This is a genomic window from Streptomyces sp. NPDC048258, from assembly GCF_043201995.1.
GTDB lineage: Bacteria > Actinomycetota > Actinomycetes > Streptomycetales > Streptomycetaceae > Streptomyces.
The window spans coordinates 113,874-129,258 of record NZ_JBICZH010000020.1; the positions used below are offsets into that span (position 1 = coordinate 113,874).

General features: G+C 70.9%; 17 protein-coding genes. 7 read left to right on the forward strand and 10 right to left on the reverse strand.

Features of this window, described 5'->3' with window-relative positions:
* Nucleotides 1-41: 41 nt before the first annotated feature.
* Nucleotides 42-704: a hypothetical protein gene (locus ACGFYQ_RS33560; RefSeq protein ID WP_393749955.1), complete on the forward strand. Its 663-nt coding sequence runs from the start codon at nucleotides 42-44 to the stop codon at nucleotides 702-704.
* A 23-nt stretch (nucleotides 705-727) separates the two neighbouring features.
* On the opposite strand, the gene ACGFYQ_RS33565 is transcribed toward ACGFYQ_RS33560, so the two are convergent.
* The gene (locus ACGFYQ_RS33565) at nucleotides 728-1,393 is read right to left on the reverse strand and encodes a hemolysin III family protein (protein ID WP_393749956.1); all 666 of its coding nucleotides are present in this window, start codon (nucleotides 1,391-1,393) and stop codon (nucleotides 728-730) included.
* A gap of 220 nt (nucleotides 1,394-1,613) precedes the next feature.
* Between ACGFYQ_RS33565 and ACGFYQ_RS33570 the strand changes: the two genes are divergently transcribed.
* Complete coding sequence (locus tag ACGFYQ_RS33570; protein WP_393749957.1) at nucleotides 1,614-3,455, forward strand: phosphoenolpyruvate carboxykinase (GTP); 1,842 nt, start codon at nucleotides 1,614-1,616, stop codon at nucleotides 3,453-3,455.
* Between the two features lie 189 nt (nucleotides 3,456-3,644).
* On the opposite strand, the gene ACGFYQ_RS33575 is transcribed toward ACGFYQ_RS33570, so the two are convergent.
* On the reverse strand, nucleotides 3,645-4,220 hold the full coding sequence (locus ACGFYQ_RS33575; protein ID WP_393749958.1) for a TetR/AcrR family transcriptional regulator: 576 nt from the start codon (nucleotides 4,218-4,220) through the stop codon (nucleotides 3,645-3,647).
* Between the two features lie 58 nt (nucleotides 4,221-4,278).
* Between ACGFYQ_RS33575 and ACGFYQ_RS33580 the strand changes: the two genes are divergently transcribed.
* Entirely contained in the window at nucleotides 4,279-4,671 is a 393-nt protein-coding gene (locus ACGFYQ_RS33580) for a DUF6463 family protein (protein ID WP_393749959.1), read from the forward strand.
* On the opposite strand, the gene ACGFYQ_RS33585 is transcribed toward ACGFYQ_RS33580, so the two are convergent.
* From ACGFYQ_RS33585 to ACGFYQ_RS33600, 4 genes are all read right to left on the reverse strand, one after another.
* Nucleotides 4,644-5,273, reverse strand: a complete 630-nt coding sequence (locus tag ACGFYQ_RS33585) for a hypothetical protein (RefSeq protein WP_393749960.1) — start codon at nucleotides 5,271-5,273, stop codon at nucleotides 4,644-4,646. The genes ACGFYQ_RS33580 and ACGFYQ_RS33585 overlap by 28 nt on opposite strands.
* Nucleotides 5,260-6,834, reverse strand: coding sequence for a substrate-binding domain-containing protein (locus tag ACGFYQ_RS33590; protein ID WP_393749961.1), 1,575 nt, complete (start codon nucleotides 6,832-6,834; stop codon nucleotides 5,260-5,262). The genes ACGFYQ_RS33585 and ACGFYQ_RS33590 overlap by 14 nt, the downstream gene beginning before the upstream one ends.
* A 143-nt stretch (nucleotides 6,835-6,977) precedes the next feature.
* On the reverse strand, nucleotides 6,978-8,165 hold the full coding sequence (locus tag ACGFYQ_RS33595) for a toxic anion resistance protein (RefSeq protein ID WP_393749962.1): 1,188 nt from the start codon (nucleotides 8,163-8,165) through the stop codon (nucleotides 6,978-6,980).
* A complete protein-coding gene (locus tag ACGFYQ_RS33600) occupies nucleotides 8,162-9,253 on the reverse strand; it encodes a hypothetical protein (RefSeq protein ID WP_393749963.1) in 1,092 nt (363 codons plus the stop codon). Before ACGFYQ_RS33600 ends, ACGFYQ_RS33595 begins: the two co-directional genes overlap by 4 nt.
* Nucleotides 9,254-9,396: 143 nt before the next feature.
* Between ACGFYQ_RS33600 and ACGFYQ_RS33605 the strand changes: the two genes are divergently transcribed.
* Nucleotides 9,397-9,804: a hypothetical protein gene (locus tag ACGFYQ_RS33605; RefSeq protein WP_393749964.1), complete on the forward strand. Its 408-nt coding sequence runs from the start codon at nucleotides 9,397-9,399 to the stop codon at nucleotides 9,802-9,804.
* 224 nt (nucleotides 9,805-10,028) lie between these two features.
* Here the strand turns inward: ACGFYQ_RS33605 and ACGFYQ_RS33610 are convergent, their stop codons facing one another.
* Nucleotides 10,029-10,427 carry a hypothetical protein gene (locus ACGFYQ_RS33610; RefSeq protein WP_393749965.1) on the reverse strand — a complete coding sequence of 133 codons (399 nt, stop codon included), beginning with the start codon at nucleotides 10,425-10,427 and terminating at the stop codon, nucleotides 10,029-10,031.
* Nucleotides 10,428-10,515: 88 nt separating this feature from the next.
* Entirely contained in the window at nucleotides 10,516-11,727 is a 1,212-nt protein-coding gene (locus tag ACGFYQ_RS33615) for a pyridoxal phosphate-dependent aminotransferase (RefSeq protein ID WP_393749966.1), read from the reverse strand.
* A 368-nt stretch (nucleotides 11,728-12,095) separates the two neighbouring features.
* Between ACGFYQ_RS33615 and ACGFYQ_RS33620 the strand changes: the two genes are divergently transcribed.
* The 3 genes from ACGFYQ_RS33620 (at nucleotide 12,096) to ACGFYQ_RS33630 (ending at nucleotide 13,724) form a co-directional block, all read left to right on the forward strand.
* On the forward strand, nucleotides 12,096-13,184 hold the full coding sequence (locus tag ACGFYQ_RS33620; protein ID WP_393749967.1) for an endonuclease/exonuclease/phosphatase family protein: 1,089 nt from the start codon (nucleotides 12,096-12,098) through the stop codon (nucleotides 13,182-13,184).
* A 150-nt stretch (nucleotides 13,185-13,334) separates the two neighbouring features.
* Nucleotides 13,335-13,478 (forward strand): hypothetical protein, encoded by a 144-nt coding sequence (locus tag ACGFYQ_RS33625; RefSeq protein ID WP_393749968.1) that lies wholly within the window; start codon nucleotides 13,335-13,337, stop codon nucleotides 13,476-13,478.
* A gap of 12 nt (nucleotides 13,479-13,490) precedes the next feature.
* Complete coding sequence (locus ACGFYQ_RS33630) at nucleotides 13,491-13,724, forward strand: hypothetical protein (protein ID WP_393749969.1); 234 nt, start codon at nucleotides 13,491-13,493, stop codon at nucleotides 13,722-13,724.
* 669 nt (nucleotides 13,725-14,393) lie between these two features.
* Here ACGFYQ_RS33630 and ACGFYQ_RS33635 read toward each other — a convergent pair.
* Together ACGFYQ_RS33635 and ACGFYQ_RS33640 are read right to left on the reverse strand one after the other, a co-directional pair.
* A complete protein-coding gene (locus tag ACGFYQ_RS33635; protein WP_393749985.1) occupies nucleotides 14,394-14,768 on the reverse strand; it encodes a hypothetical protein in 375 nt (124 codons plus the stop codon).
* Between the two features lie 8 nt (nucleotides 14,769-14,776).
* Nucleotides 14,777-15,034, reverse strand: coding sequence for a hypothetical protein (locus ACGFYQ_RS33640; protein ID WP_393749970.1), 258 nt, complete (start codon nucleotides 15,032-15,034; stop codon nucleotides 14,777-14,779).
* Between the last annotated feature and the right edge of the window lie 351 nt (nucleotides 15,035-15,385).

Here is a 15,385-nt window from a genome sequence, read left to right on the forward strand (position 1 = left end):
CGGCCGGGCCCCGCCCTGTGGCCCCCGCCTATCCTGCGCACATGGCAGACAAGGACGAGATATTCACGCCCAGGAACGGCTGGACGCTGCTGGGGGCCACGCTGGCCGTCGCGCTGCTGGCCTGGGTGATCGCCGCGGTCAACACGGGCATCGCGTACGCGGCGTTGGGCATGGACTGGGTCCCGATCATGAGCGGGGTCGTCCTGCTCATGATCTTCGGGATCTTGCTGGCGGCCCTCAACAACCGTCCGTGGCTGGCCTGGCTCTCCGCCCTGCCGGCCCTCTTCGTGCTCGTGGGCTCGGTGCAGTACGTCCCGGAGCTCGCGCTGGACCGGCGCGGAGTCCGGGAGCGGGTGGTCATCACCGCGGACAGCGCGGAGGAGACGGGCGGCAACAACCACCGGTACACCCTGCGCCGTGAGGACGGAGTGGTGCTGGAGGAGAAGCTGGGCTACGACGGCTCGGGTTCCAGCTACCGGGTGGGCCAGGGCATCGAGGTGATCCGGGACCCCGAGGGCGTCGTACCGGTCGAGGACGCGGCCACGATCGATCCCGCCGGGGAGCTCGACACGCTGCTCATGGGGGCGGGCGGCCTGTCGGCGCTCGCCCTGCTCGCCGGCCGGCGGGGCCACGTGCTCAGGCGCCGGGACCGGGAGCGGGAAGGCGGCTGGGCCCAGCCGCGGCCGGCCGCCTTCCCCCGCTGACCGCGCTGCCGTCGCCGCCGCCGTCAGTGCGAGTAAGCGGCGAGCGAGATGCCGACGTAGTGCGCGACGAAGGCCGCGAGGGTCAGTGAGTGGAAGACCTCGTGGAAGCCGAAGAAGCGTGGGGAGGGGTTGGGTCGCTTCATCCCGTAGATGACCCCTCCCACGCTGTACAGCAGGCCGCCGACGATCACCAGGACCAGGACGGCGATGCCGCCGGTGCGCATGAAGTCGGGCAGGAAGAAGACCGCGGCCCAGCCCATCGCTATGTAGCACGGGGTGTACAGCCAGCGCGGCGCGCCGACCCAGAAGACGCGGAAGGCGATGCCGGCGGCGGCCGCGAGCCACACCGCCCACAGCAGGGTCCGTCCGGTGGAGGGCGGGAGCAGCAGGACGGTCAGCGGGGTATAGGTCCCCGCGATGATGAGGAAGATGTTGGCGTGGTCGAGCCGCCGCAGGATGGCCTCGCCGCGCGGCCCCCAGGTGCCGCGGTGGTAGACCGCGCTGACGCCGAAGAGCAGGCAGGCCGTGAGGATGTAGACGCCGCAGGCCACGCGCGCCCGGGTCGAGTCGGTGAAGGCCATCAGCACCAGGCCCGCGATCACCACGGCGGGGAACATCCCGAGGTGCAGCCAGCCGCGCATCAGCGGCTTGGCCTCCGGCTCCGGTACGGCGGCGGCGTCAGAAGTCATGAGCGACATGCTACCTACGGGTCCGTAGGTTTCCGTTGGTCCTCTTTACGGAAGATTGACGGACGTGGCGATGCTCACGTGAGAGGCCCTCTGGACATATGCGCACACGCACCGGATGATCAGATGAGTGCGGTCGACACCGGATGAGCGGAGCGCGAAGCGTCCGGGTCGCAGCCCCCACGGGGCCTACACCAAACACACCCCTCAACAAGGAGCAATCGTGGCGCGCGACAACGCGGCTCCCACCATCCCGACGACTCACCAGGAGCTGATCTCCTGGGTGGACGAGATCGCGGCCCTCACCCAGCCGGACCGCGTCGTCTGGTGCGACGGCTCCGAGGCCGAGTACGAGGCCCTGTGCGAGGAGCTCGTCTCCAAGGGCACGTTCAAGAAGCTCGACCCGGCGAAGCGCCCGAACTCCTACTACGCCGCCTCCGACCCCTCCGACGTCGCGCGCGTCGAGGACCGGACCTTCATCTGCTCCGAGAAGGAGGAGGACGCGGGCCCGACGAACCACTGGAAGGCCCCGGCCGAGATGAAGGCCATCTTTACCGGAGAAGGAGACAGCTTCTCGGGTGAGAAGGGGATCTTCCGCGGCTCCATGAAGGGCCGGACGATGTACGTCGTCCCCTTCTGCATGGGCCCCCTCGGCTCCGAGCTCTCCGCGATCGGCGTCGAGATCACCGACTCCGCCTACGTCGCGGTCGCCATGCGCACCATGACCCGCATGGGCAAGCCCGTCCTGGACGAGCTCGGCTCCGACGGCTTCTTCGTCAAGGCCGTCCACACCCTCGGCGCTCCGCTCGCCGAGGGCGAGGCCGACGTGCCGTGGCCGTGCAACACCACCAAGTACATCTCGCACTTCCCCGAGACCCGGGAGATCTGGTCCTTCGGATCCGGCTACGGCGGCAACGCCCTGCTCGGCAAGAAGTGCTACGCGCTGCGCATCGCCTCCGTCATGGCGCGTGACGAGGGCTGGCTCGCCGAGCACATGCTGATCCTCAAGCTCACCCCGCCGCAGGGTGAGGCGAAGTACGTCGCCGCCGCGTTCCCGTCCGCCTGTGGCAAGACGAACCTGGCCATGCTGGAGCCCACGATCCCCGGCTGGACGGTCGAGACCATCGGCGACGACATCGCCTGGATGCGCTTCGGCGAGGACGGCCGCCTCTACGCGATCAACCCCGAGGCCGGCTTCTTCGGCGTCGCCCCCGGCACCGGCGAGCACACCAACGCCAACGCCATGAAGACGATGTACGCGAACACCGTCTTCACCAACGTCGCGCTCACCGACGACGGCGACGTGTGGTGGGAGGGCATGACCGAGGAGTCGCCCAAGCACCTCATCGACTGGAAGGGCAACGACTGGACTCCGGACTCGGAGACCCCGGCCGCCCACCCCAACGCCCGCTTCGCCGTCCCGGCCTCCCAGTGCCCGACGATCGCCCCCGAGTGGGAGGACCCCAAGGGCGTCCCGATCTCCGCGATCCTCTTCGGCGGCCGCCGCGCCTCCGCCGTGCCGCTGGTCACCGAGTCCTTCGACTGGAACCACGGCGTCTTCATCGGCTCGAACATCGCCTCCGAGAAGACCGCCGCCGCCGAGGGCAAGGTCGGCGAGCTGCGCCGCGACCCGTTCGCCATGCTGCCGTTCTGCGGCTACAACATGGGCGACTACATGGCCCACTGGGTCAAGGTCGCGGCCGACAAGGACCAGGCGAAGCTCCCGAAGATCTACTACGTGAACTGGTTCCGCAAGAACGACGCGGGCAAGTTCGTGTGGCCCGGCTTCGGCGAGAACAGCCGCGTCCTGAAGTGGATCGTCGAGCGCCTCGAAGGCACCGCCGAGGGCGTCGAGACCCCCATCGGCATCCTGCCGACCAAGGACTCGCTCGACCTCGACGGCCTGGACCTCCCGGCCGCCGACCTCGACTTCCTCCTCACGGTCGACAAGGAGGTCTGGCGCGAGGAGGCCGCCCTGGTCCCCGAGCACCTGAACACCTACGGCGACCACACCCCGAAGGAACTGTGGGACCAGTACCACGCGCTCGTCGAGCGCCTGGGCTGACCGCCCCGCCCCGATGACCGGGGCCAACGAACGTGGGAGCCCCCGACCAAGCGGCGCCCACCGTTGTGGGAGCCCCCGACCAAGCGGCGCCCACCGCAGCACACCGCCCGTCCGTCAGGAGCGTCCGCGCTCCTCCAGGCAGGTCGTGTGCGTCTGACGGCGGGCCTCTGCTTTCGCGGAGGCCCGCCGTTACGCGTTCTGCGAGGAGGCGGCCAGCGCCGCGTGGATCACCGTGCCCAGCTGCTCGGGCAGCCCTTCGGGGCTGCGGTTCTGCACGTAGATCACGGCGAAGACCGGTCCGGACACCAGCGCGTGGACGAGGCTCACGTCCGGCGCCGTACGCAGCTCCCCGCGCGCGACCGCCCGGTCGAGGAGGTGCTCGATGCCCAGCTGCTGGCGCGTGACGAGGATGTCCTGGAAGCGCGCGGCCAGCTCCGGCGAACTGCTGAGGTCGCCCATCAGCCCCGGGATCGCGGCGGCGGCGGCCGGGTTGGTCAAGTGGTCCACGATCTCCCGGACCAGCGCGACCAAGTCCCCGCGCAGGCTTCCGGTGTCCGGCGGATCGGGCAGGTCGGCGCCGTGCACGGCCGCCGAGAAGACCATCTCCTGTTTCGTGGCGTGCCGCCGGTAGATCGCGGCCTTGCCGATCCGGGCGCGTTCGGCCACCGCGTCCATGGTGAGCCCGGCGTACCCGGCCTCCGCCAGCAGTTCGCGCGTGGCGGTCAGGATCGCCTCGTCCACGCGGGTGTCTCGGGGTCGCGCCATGCGGGCATGTTACGGTACTGACGGTTTCGGAACTGTCGGTTTCGTAAGGGGGCTGGGCATGGCTGTGCGCTGGGCTGGACGGATTCTGCTGTCACTGGGAACGCTGCACCTGGTGGTGATGGGAGCGCAGAACACGCAATACCTCGGAGACTGGTTCACCGGCACGCTGTGGAACCAGCCCCGCGAGGAGTTCATCCACCCCGCCGGGGCGGCCGGCGCCTTCTGGGTCACGATCGGCAGTTTCGCCGTCCCGCTGATCCTGCTCGGCGTACTCGTCCTGGACCTGGCACGGCGTGAGGTCACGGTGCCGCCGGTCATCGGCTGGGCCCTCGCCGCCTGGGGGGTCGTAGGGGCGGCGATCCTGGAGCCGACGCCGATGATCCTGCTGCTGGTACCGGCCGTACTGCTGATCCGGGCCGCGGCTCAGGACCGGCCCCGCTCCTCCAGATAGGTCGTGTGCGTCTGCTGGCGGCCGGCCTCCACCTCGTGGAGGCCGGCCGTCACGCGTTCCGCCTCGTCGTACAGGACCACCAGCTGCCGCTCCAGGTGGCGCTCCGGCGACTCGCCGCCCGGAGCGAACCGGGTCCACCAGCGCGTCCGGTTGTACGTGTCCACGCACTCCGGGACGTCCAGCCGGAGCGCCCGCGACAGCGCGTGCACCCACTCCGGCTCGGCGGCCAGCGCGTCGGCCACCCATCCCGGATCGAGCAGCGCCGCGTACAGCTCCAGCAGCTCGGCCAGCTTGCCGCCCGCCGCCGGCGGCAGGTCCACCTCGGCCAGGTACTCGCGCAGCCGCCCGAAGTCCTCCCGTACGACGCCCAGCTGCTCGGCGACGTCCGGGTAGTGCGGCGGATCCACCCGCTCCGGCGGGGCGATCAGCGCTCCCGCGCCGTACAGCCCGGCGACCACCACAGGCCAGAACGAGCCGCCCACCCCGGCGAAGGCCAGGCCCAGACCGGCCACGCCGCAGGCGGACCCGGCCAGGTTCTTCTTCGACTCCAGGTAGGAGAGGAAACCCGTACCGAGCACCTTGGCGGCTCTACTGGTAGCCACGGATCTCCTCGAAGGCCCCGTTCAGCGAACCGTTCCCGTCAGTGGCGTCGAAGAGCCGCCCGCCGGTCAGTTCGGTGATGTGGGTGAGCTCCTTGCGGTCCGAGTCTCCGAACAGCACCGCGAAGACCGGGGTGTGCTTCTGCCCCTCCGGCAGCGCGGCGTAGAAGGAGTCGAAGTGCTTGGCCCCGGCGCCCTCGGTGTTCTCGCCGTCCGTCATGAGCACGATCGAGGTGAACGCGTCCGCGCCGCCCTTGCCGAGCTGCTCGTACGCCGCCTCCAGGCTGCTGTAGATCGCCGTACCCCCCTCCGGCTGCAACGACTTCACGTCGCCCCGGATCGCGTCCAGGGCCGGCCCCGGATTGCCGGGCTCGACCACGTGCGTCCGTACCGTCTTCACCTTGGACCCGAACGGCAGGAGTGTCACCTCCTCGCGGTCCCGGAACCGCTCCCCGGTCCCCGAACTCCCGCTGCCCGTAAGGTCCGTGAGCGCCGCCTTCAGCCGCCCGATGCGGTCCTCCTCGGACATCGAACCCGAGGTGTCCAGCACGTACACCGTCCGCGAGGGCCGGCGCAGCTCGTTCTCGTACGAGGCCAGCAGCCCGTCGGCCACCGCGAGCGAGCCGGGGAAGGGCAGCTCCCGCCGCTTCTCCGCGCCCAGCCCGGGAGCCGGCACCACCCCGGCCGCGACCGGCCGGCGGAAGGTCTTCGCGGTGATCGCCTGCTGCGCCGCCGCGCCGCGCAGGTACTCCGTCAGCGCCCGGCCCGACTCGCGGGCCCCGGCCGGGGCCGAGGTCAGCAGGGTCAGCGGGTAGTGCGCGGTGACCACGCCGTCGCGCGGCCGGATCACCGTCAACGGGGCCTTCGCGTCCCGGTTCATCGAGAGCAGCACCGACGCGTAGTTCACCAGCGCGTCCACGTCCGAACGCTGGGCGTAGGCGGTGGCGAGCCAGCCGGAGGAACCCGAGGTCAGCTTCTGCCCGGCGAAGAACTCCTTCAGCCGGGGCGCGGCCGCCTTCACGTCCGCGTCCGTCAGCGCCGCCTGCGCGCCCGACAGGCCCGAGGCCACCGAGACCAGCGCGGAGAAACCGGAGTTGGAGCGCACCGGGTCGGTCATCCCGTACGTCAGCCGGCCGCCCGCGACGGCCTCGTGCACCGCCGACCAGGTGACCTCCTCGGGCTTCCAGCCGAGCCGGGCCAGCGACTCCGGCTTCACACCGAGAGCGACGGGCGAGGACATCACCGGGGTCTCGTTGGCGAGCTTCCCGGCCGCCTCCGGGCGCAGCCGCAGATAGTCGTTGGACGACAGCCAGATCGCGTCGTACTTGCCGTCGGCCTTCCCGGAGGCGACCTGCTCGGCGGCATCGAGGGTCCCGGACCAGGTGAGGTCCACGGTGACCCCGGTCGCCTTCTTCGCCTGCTCCAGCACCGGCTGCATATCGGCAAGCTCACTGGAGGCCAACACCCGCAGGGTGCCCTCCTTGTAGGCGGTGGGCTTCGGGTCGGAGGGCTTGTCGGAGGTACAGCCCGTCGCGGCCGCGAGCACGGCGATCACGGCGGCCACCGTCCAGCCTCGCCGAGCACCGTTCAGCCTCGCCGGCGCTTGAGGCGCGGGGTCTGGGTCGGAGCCCCAGTTTCGGGAAGGGGCGGGGCGGGGAGAGGCTCCGCGCAGCGGCCCCACCCGCCACCGGCCTCGCTCGCGGCCGCTCACAGCGCACCGCCCTCAAGCGCACCGGCGGTGCGCGTCCGCGCCAAGTACGCCGAGGCCGTCTGAAGCTCCCCGGTCAGGGACTCCACGGTCGCCGCCATGTTCTCCGTGGCCTGCACCTTGTACGTGTCGATCGCGTCGAGCGTCTTGTAGATCTGCCCGAAAGCGGTCCGCAGGGTCTCCGCCCCCACCGCCGGATCGGCCGCGATCCGCTGGATCTCGCCGCTCTGCGTGGACAGCATCTCCGCGTTCCCCCGGATCAGCTCCTCTGTAGTGCCGCGCAACGCGTTGACCTGCTCGATCACCTTGCGCTGGTTGTCGAGGGCCGAGGCCAGCATCACGGCGATCCGCAGCGCGGACACCGTGGTGGTCGCGGCCCGGTCGACGCCCTTGATCAGCTCCTCGTTGTTGCGCCGGACCACGTCCATCGCCAGATAGCCCTGCGCGCACACCGCCAGCTGGGTCAGCAGGTCCTGGTGCTTCTGCCGGACCGGGAAGAGGACGTCCGCGCGCATCGCGTCGGCCTGCTGCGGGTCGGTGAGCTCCGCCTCGGCGATCCGCTGCTCGACGGCGGTGTCGAGGGCCTCGGTGAGGACCGCGTACTCCTGGAGCTTGCCCATGGTCTCCCACAGGCGCGAGCGCTCGGTGTGCAGGGCCGCGTTGTCGCGGCGCAGTTCGTCCTGGCCGCCGCGCAGGGCGGCCACGATCTTGTTGAGGGTGGTCTGCGAGGAGGCGTACTTGGCCACGTGGTCGCGGAACCTGTTGCCGCCCGGCAGCTTCGCGAGCAGCTTGCCGACCCCCTTGGCGGGCGTGTCCCGCGGGTCGAGGTCCTCGACGGTGCGCCGCAGTTCGACGAGCGAGCCGGCCACCCGGGCCTGGGCGTCGCCGCCCCCGTCGGAGCCGAGCGAGCGCACGGCCCGCTCCAGCATCCGGTTGGACTGCTGGGCGGCGGAGCGGATGTCGGCCGAGCCGAGCCCGGCGATCTCGCCGATGCGCTGCGCGAACTCGGGGGATCGGGCGTCGATCCCGGCGAGCGTGCCGACGTACTCCCCGGCCCGGCGGGCCATCTCGTCGCGGACGCCGTCCTGGAGCGGTACGAGGCCGGCCGCCTGCTCCTTGCGGACGGGCGCGACGGGCTCGGGAGGGCTGAGGACGAGCGGGGCGTCCTCTGGAGGTGTCAGTATCACGGTGTGTCCCCCTGGCCCTTGGCGCGGGCGGCCAGCGCCATCAGGTTCTTGACGGTGGGTGTGCCGACCTGGCGGATGCCGGTCAGCCCCGGGTTGAGGTACGCGGCGTGCGGGGCGGTGGCGGCGGTGAACTCGGGCACGCCGTCCTGCGGGCGGAACCCGTGGCGCAGGGCCAGCTCGCGCAGCTTCGGGTCGGTCGCGAGGAGGGTGCCGAGATCCTTGGCCTTGTCGCCGAGCGGGACGAAGGTGTGCGCCGTGTTGACGGTGGTGTCGGGGTAGAGGACCACCATGTCTCCCGGATCCTGCTTCTGGAGCAGCAGGGACGCCACCTGGGACTCGTAGACCAGGATGAGCGGTTCGCCGCTGCCGCTGATGAACGCCCGGAACGGGTCGTCGGTGCTCGGCTCCAGGGCTCCCTGGACGGAGATCAGCTTGCGCATCAGAGGCGCGGTGCGGGCGATCCCGGCGTCGTCGGAGACCACGTTGTTGCCGTTCGCCACGTTGGAGGTGGCGGCGAGGAAGAGGGCGCCGGAGTTGGAGGTGGCCGGGTCGGTGGTCTTGATGAACACGGTGCCGGTCAGCTCGGCGTGGGCGGAGGAGCCGGGCAGCTGCTGCCAGGTGCGGTCCTCGGCGGCGGCCTTGAGGAAGGGGCCCATGAGGAGGGTCCCGGTGTTCTTGCCGGTCGTCTTCGCGAGGCCGTTGTCGGCGAGGACCTTGGCGGCGTTGGAGCGGGCGATCACGACGAGCGGGGAGTAGAAGGGCTTGGTCTCCTGCGCGCCCTTGACCCCGGCCGCGGCCTCCACCTCCTTGGCGGGTTCACTGCTGCTGGGGAAGGCGAAGTCGAGCTCCTTGAGGGCGAGCTGGTCCATCGCCCAGGAGCCCGAGGTCTCCGTCTTCACGGTGTAGCCCTTGGCGGCAAGGGCCTTGACGACGTCGGGGTCGTGGAAGAATTCGGACTTCTCCGAGCCGATGACGCCACGCACGGTCTTCGTTGCCGTGGGTTCTGGGTCGTGCCCCTGGAAGAAGGCGATGAAGAGCACGCCTCCGAGGAGGAGCACACCCAGGACGATTCCTAGGATGCGTCTCACGGGTGCAGCGTGCTCGCGGAAACCCACATTCCGCGATGAGTTGAGTGAACGTCAGGTGGCCAGGCGGTCCCACTTCGAAATGCTGTGTGAGCCCGCCGGTGCTGGTGGGAGGGGCGGCCGCCCGGGAGGATCTGGGCATGGGCGTGAGCGCGTTGAAGTGGCAGGGCTGGCTGGTCGGCCTGGTGACACTGGCCGGGCTGCTGGTGTTCGCCCCGCTGGGGCTGTACGTGTGGGCCAGCGGCGAGCCGCCCCGCGAGGTGGTGGAGGACGTACGGGCCCAGGTGACCGGGTGCCGAATCGATCCGGCGAGCCGGCGCGTGGTGGCGACGGTGGAGGCGACGGGCCAGGGCTCGTACGTCGTCACGGTGGAGTTCCGCGACCGGGAACACCCCGAGCCGGGCGCGCGGGTCGCGCAGGCCCTGGTGAAGATCCCGGGCGTGGCCCCCGGAACGCCGGAACGCGCCGAAGCGGTCGGCCCGGTCTGGCCGGCGGCGACGGTCCCCTGGTGCGGGGTCGCCGACGCGGTCGAGACGGACCGGCTGGAGCCCTGACGCGCAGCGGCAATTTCAGCCCCGCCGGCGTTTGAGGCGTGGGGGTCCCCCCGGACGGAGTCTGGGGGAGGGTCTGGGGCGGAGCCCCAGCAGCGGCGGCGCGCCTGGACCGCGCGGGTCGGGGCGCAGCCGGAGAACCCCGCCGGGGCCGGGCGTCGTTCGCCGGGCCCCCCGCGGGGGTATGGCGCCCGGTCCGGAGCCTCCGCGGCCCCGGACCGGGGCCGTCAGTGGGCGCCGGCCAGGTCCAGGGACCGGAGGGCGGCGGCATGGGCGTCCATGCGCTCGGCGGCGAGGATCGCGGCGGTGGTGTCGGCGCGGGACGCGGCGACGAGGAGCGCGCGGGCGGCGAGGTCGTGCGCGCGCTGGTGCAAGGCCGCGACGTCACCGGCCGGGTCCTGCCGCGGCGCGCGGGCGGGCTGGGCCCCCCGCAGTCGCGCGACCTGTGCGGCGATCCCGGCGGCGTCCTCGGCGAGCCCGAGCTCGTCGGTGACGGCGAGCAGGGCGGCGAGGTGCCCGGCGAGCTGGATGTCCAGCGCTTCGCCGCGGCTCCTGTGCGGATAGTCGGCCGTCGGGTTGCCGCCCACGCGGTGGACGACCGACTTGGCGCGGATCGGCTCGTACATGAGGTGGCCTCCTGCGTGGTCAGGAGACCATCCTACATTGGATCCGTTCTAAAGTTGAGCTCAATCCTGTTGTCTGACTCGCGTGGCGCTAGGGCTGGCTGTATCCGTCGAGGAAGTTCCCGATCCGCGTCACGGCGTCGGCCAGGTCCACGGCGTTCGGCAGGGTCACGATCCGGAAGTGGTCGGGCTCGGGCCAGTTGAAGCCCGTACCGTGCACGACCATGATCTTCTCGGCCCGCAGCAGGTCCAGGACCATCTGCCGGTCGTCCTTGATCTTGTAGACGGCCGGGTCGAGCTTGGGGAAGGCGTACAGCGCGCCCTTCGGCTTCACGCAGGTGACGCCGGGGATCTGGGTGAGCAGGTCGTACGCGACGTTGCGCTGCTCCAGGATCCGCCCGCCCGGCAGGACCAGGTCCTCGATCGACTGCCGGCCGCCGAGCGCGGTGGCCACGGCGTGCTGCGAGGGCATGTTCGCGCACAGGCGCATGTTCGCGAGGATCGTGAGGCCCTCGATGTACGAGGCGGCGTGCTTCTTCGGGCCGCAGACCGCCATCCAGCCGGCCCGGTAGCCGGCGACGCGGTAGTTCTTCGAGAGCCCGTTGAAGGTCAGCGTCAGCAGGTCGGGCGCGATGGCGGCGGTGTTGGTGTGGGTCACGCCGTCGTACAGGATCCGGTCGTAGATCTCGTCCGAGCAGACGACCAGGCCGTGGCGGCGGGCGATGTCCGTGAGGCCGCGCAGCATCTCGTCGTCGTAGACGGCGCCGGTCGGGTTGTTCGGGTTGATGATCACGATCGCGCGGGTGCGGTCGGTGATCTTGCGCTCGATGTCGGCGAGGTCCGGCATCCAGTCGGACTGCTCGTCGCAGCGGTAGTGCACGGCGGTACCGCCGGCGAGCGAGACGGAGGCCGTCCACAGCGGGTAGTCCGGCGCCGGGACCAGCACCTCGTCGCCGTCGTCCAGCAGCGCCTGCATGGACATCTGGATCAGCTCGGAGACGCCGTTGCCGAGGTAGATGTCCTCGACGTCCAGCTCGATGCCCTTGGTCTGGTAGTGCTGCATGACCGCGCGGCGCGCGGAGAGCAGTCCCTTCGCGTCCCCGTAGCCGTGGGCGGTGCCCAGGTTGCGGAGCATGTCCTCAAGGATCTCCGGCGGGCACTCGAAGCCGAAGGCCGCGGGGTTGCCGGTGTTGAGCTTGAGGATGCGATGACCTGCCGCTTCGAGCCGCATCGCCTCTTCGAGGACGGGTCCGCGGATCTCGTAGCAGACATTGGCGAGTTTCGTTGACTGGATCACCTGCATAACGGGAGCTTACGGCGCTCCCCGCGAGCCCGCTGCGGCATTTCAACCGAAGGTGAAGGAGGGATATGTCCGGTTTGGCGCGATGGGTGGGTGGCCATGCGCTCCACCCTTGGAAACGGGGGCCGCGCCGCCATTCCGGCCTGCGGAATGGGGGAGTCGGTGGCCGGCGGGCGAGCGAGGGTGTTGCGCTCGTCACCCCTGGGGGTCCTGCGTTCGGATGTAGGGCCGGCCGCACGGTCGCGCGATGCACGCACGGATCGGAGGCTCGGCCGCCCGGCCTACGGCTGGATCGACACGCCCCACCCGGCATCTTAGATTTCGGCGCAGATGTCAGGTTCCATCCGCTCTTCGCCGAAAGGTCCGCTTGCATGATTCGCCGATGGTTCACACCGGCCCTGTGCGCGTTGCTGCTCCTCGCACCCGGGTCCCTCACGGCGGCCTCGGCCGCTGAGGCCCCGTCCCCGGCCGCGGCCCCTCTGCGGGTCCTGACCCGCAACCTCTACCTGGGTGCCGACCTCGCACCCGTCCTCGCCGCCACCAGCCCATCGGCGCTCGTCGCCGCCGTGACCACGGTGTACGCGAACGTCCAGGCGACGGACTTCCCCGAGCGCGCCGACGCGCTGGCCGACGAGATCGCCGAAGGCGACCCCCATCTCGTGGGCCTTCAGGAAGCCGTGCTGTGGCGCAGCCAGACCCCCGCCGGACCGGGCAGCGCCACCCACGTCGAGTACGACTTCCTGCAGATCCTTCTCGACAAGCTCGCCGCCCGGGGCAAGCACTACGAGGCCGTGGCCACCGTCACCGTCGGCAGCGACTTCGAGGCTCCGCGCTCCCTGCCCGGCGGCGGCCTGCAGGACATCCGGCTCACCGACCGCGACGTACTCCTGGCCCGCACCGACCTGCCCGCACGCAACTTCTCCGTGGCCAACCCGCAGGCGGCCGTGTTCCAGAGCCACGTGGAAATCTGCGCCCCGGCGTCGCCGGGCTGTGCTGCCCGTATCCGGATCGAGCGCGGCTGGGTCGGCGCCGACGCCACCGTGCGCGGCCGTACCGCCCGGGTGGTCACCACCCATTTGGAGCCCGCCTCTCCCGCCGTCCGGCTTCAGCAGGCCGGCGAACTGCTCGCCGGCCCGCTGAACACCGCACTCCCGGCCGTGTTGCTCGGCGACCTCAACTCGGCCCCCGGCACCCCGCCCCACAACGCATTCCTGACCGCCGGCTTCACCGACGCCTGGACCGCCACCCGCCCCCGCAACCCCGGCTTCACCTGCTGCCAGGACGCCGACCTGCTCAACACCACCTCCCACCTCACCCAGCGCATCGACTACGTGCTCTTCCGCGGCAAAATCGCCGCACGGGCGAGCGACCGGGTGGGTGAGGCGCAGGCCGACCGCACCCCGTCCGGCCTCTGGCCGTCCGACCACGCCGGGGTATGGAGCCTGCTCCAGCTGCGCTGAGTGCGCGGGCCGAGGACGGGGCCCGAGTGCGCGGGCTGAGTACGGGGCCCGAGTGCGCGGGCTGAGTACGGGGCCGAGTCCGCGGGCTGAGTACGGGGGCTGAGTACGCGGGCTCATGCGCAGGGTGGCGGGCGGGGAGAGGCTGGGGGCATGGATCAGGGTGAGTGGAAGCCGGCGGACTACCGCCTGGGCGTGGAACGGGCCGGCGCGGTGATCACGGCCGTGGCGGGGGGCCTCATGATCGCGGGGGCGATCTTCATGGCGTTCCTGCTGCTGGTCCTGAACAGCCAGTGAGAGGTGCGAGGCATGGAGTTCGTAGTCGGTGACATGGCGATCACCACGGTCGGTACGGACGGCGACGACCGGGCGATCGAGTTCCTGGTGGCCCAGCGAGGGGACGCCGAGGAAGCACACTTCGTGATCCACCGCGAACACGACCAGGGCTGGGAAACCGCCCGCCTCACCGTCGACCCACAGGCGGGCGGCGTCCCCGTGGCCGCGGTGGAGTGGGCGGTGGAGTTCGCGCGGGAATACCTCTGAGGGGGCGGGGCGGGGGCTGGGTGGGGGCTTCGGGGGGGCGGGAGTTCAGGCGGTCGGCGTCAGGGACGCGGTCAGGGGCTTCGGGTCGTCGGCAGCCGCTCACTCGGCGTCAGGGACGCTGGTCGGTGGCTTCGGATGGTCGGGAGCCCGCTCACTCGGGATCAGAGTGGGGCTGGGGGTTTCCCGTCCGTCCCATCGTCTTCCGGGTCGGGCCGGTCCCTCAAGGGCGCTCCTTCGTCGCGTCGCTTCGCGATGGCCTTCGGCCACCCTTGACCGACCGGCCCGACCCGGAAAGCTCGAGGACAGACGGGAAGCCCCCAAAAGAACGGTCACGGGTGTTCGAGAGGCCATGCGGCCACATCAGGGATGCGGGTGCCCGCTTCCCCGAGGATCAGCCAAGCCCCACCACCCAGCCCGGCCAGGGTCGGGGGCGCGGGCACCAGCCCAACCCACACCAGACAGCGACCAGAAGCCCATCGGGTCCGGGGGCGCGTCAGATCGCTACGCGCTCCTCATTTCTTGGCGTCTCCGGGCCGTCTGGGGCTGGGAATAGGCCGCCACGGATCGCTACGCAGCTGACGTGAGCCGGCGGCGACCACCCCGGCATGTGGCCGGTCATACGCCGCCCACGGCTTGCGCGTTCCCTGCCTGCGCGCGTCTTCAGGCGCGCTAAGGGGTGAGATCAAGGACGCGGACCGGTTGTCCCGCCCAGCGCTTCGGGGCGGTGGTGGCGATCACCGCCCCTTCGGGCCGGTCGGGCGTCGGCTGCGCCGCATACAGGCTGTGCGCCTGTGCCCAGCTCTCGCTCTCGTGCTTCGCCACCACGAGAGCGGCGGGTAAGTCCAAGTCGACGACGGTGATGCCCGGAAGGGCAGCCAGGTGCTCGGCGGTCCCGGGGCGCGCCCGGTCGGCTTCCACGAGTGCGCACGTGGGCGCATACAGAAACCATCCAGCCTCGGCGTGGGCCCGATGGATGAGGCGCGAGGCCAGGATGTTGCCTTGCCCGGCTGCCGCCATTGCCGTCTCGTCCAGGACGATGTGCATCGCATCGGTCACTGCGGCATCGCCTGCGCAAGGCGCCGGTCGAGTTCACCGTCGAGATCCTGCTGCTCGGCCGCAGTCGGGGCGTAACCGTTCCATTCCTTCAGCGCCGCCAACGCCCTTTCCGCCCTCTCGGCGCGCTCGGCCGGCGTCAGGAGGGTCTCTGCCAGGCGGGCCAGATAGGCGCGAAGGGACAACCCTTCGGCAGCGGCTATGGCAGCCAGTCTGTCTCTGGCCTCTTCGGGGATCCGCACGTTGGCATCAGGCATGGTGGCGCTCCTTCCCATACCACCAGGGTACGTACCCGTACCCGTACCCGCCATCGATTTGGCTATCGGCCCCAGACGGGCGTCCGACGCTGAGACGTGAGGAGCGCGTAGCGATCTGGCGCGCCCCCGATCCCGAGGGGCTTCTGGTCGCTGTCTGGTGTGGGTTGGGCTGGTGCCCGCGCCCCCACCGCTGGCCGGGCTCGGTGATGGGGCTCGGCTGGTCCTCGGGGGAACTGGCCCCTGCGTCCCTGATGATCCTGCCCCTGGATATGAACACTGGTGACCGTTCTTTTGGGGGCTTCCCGTCTGTCCTCGAGCTTTCCGGGTCGGGCCGGTCGGTCAAGGGTGGAG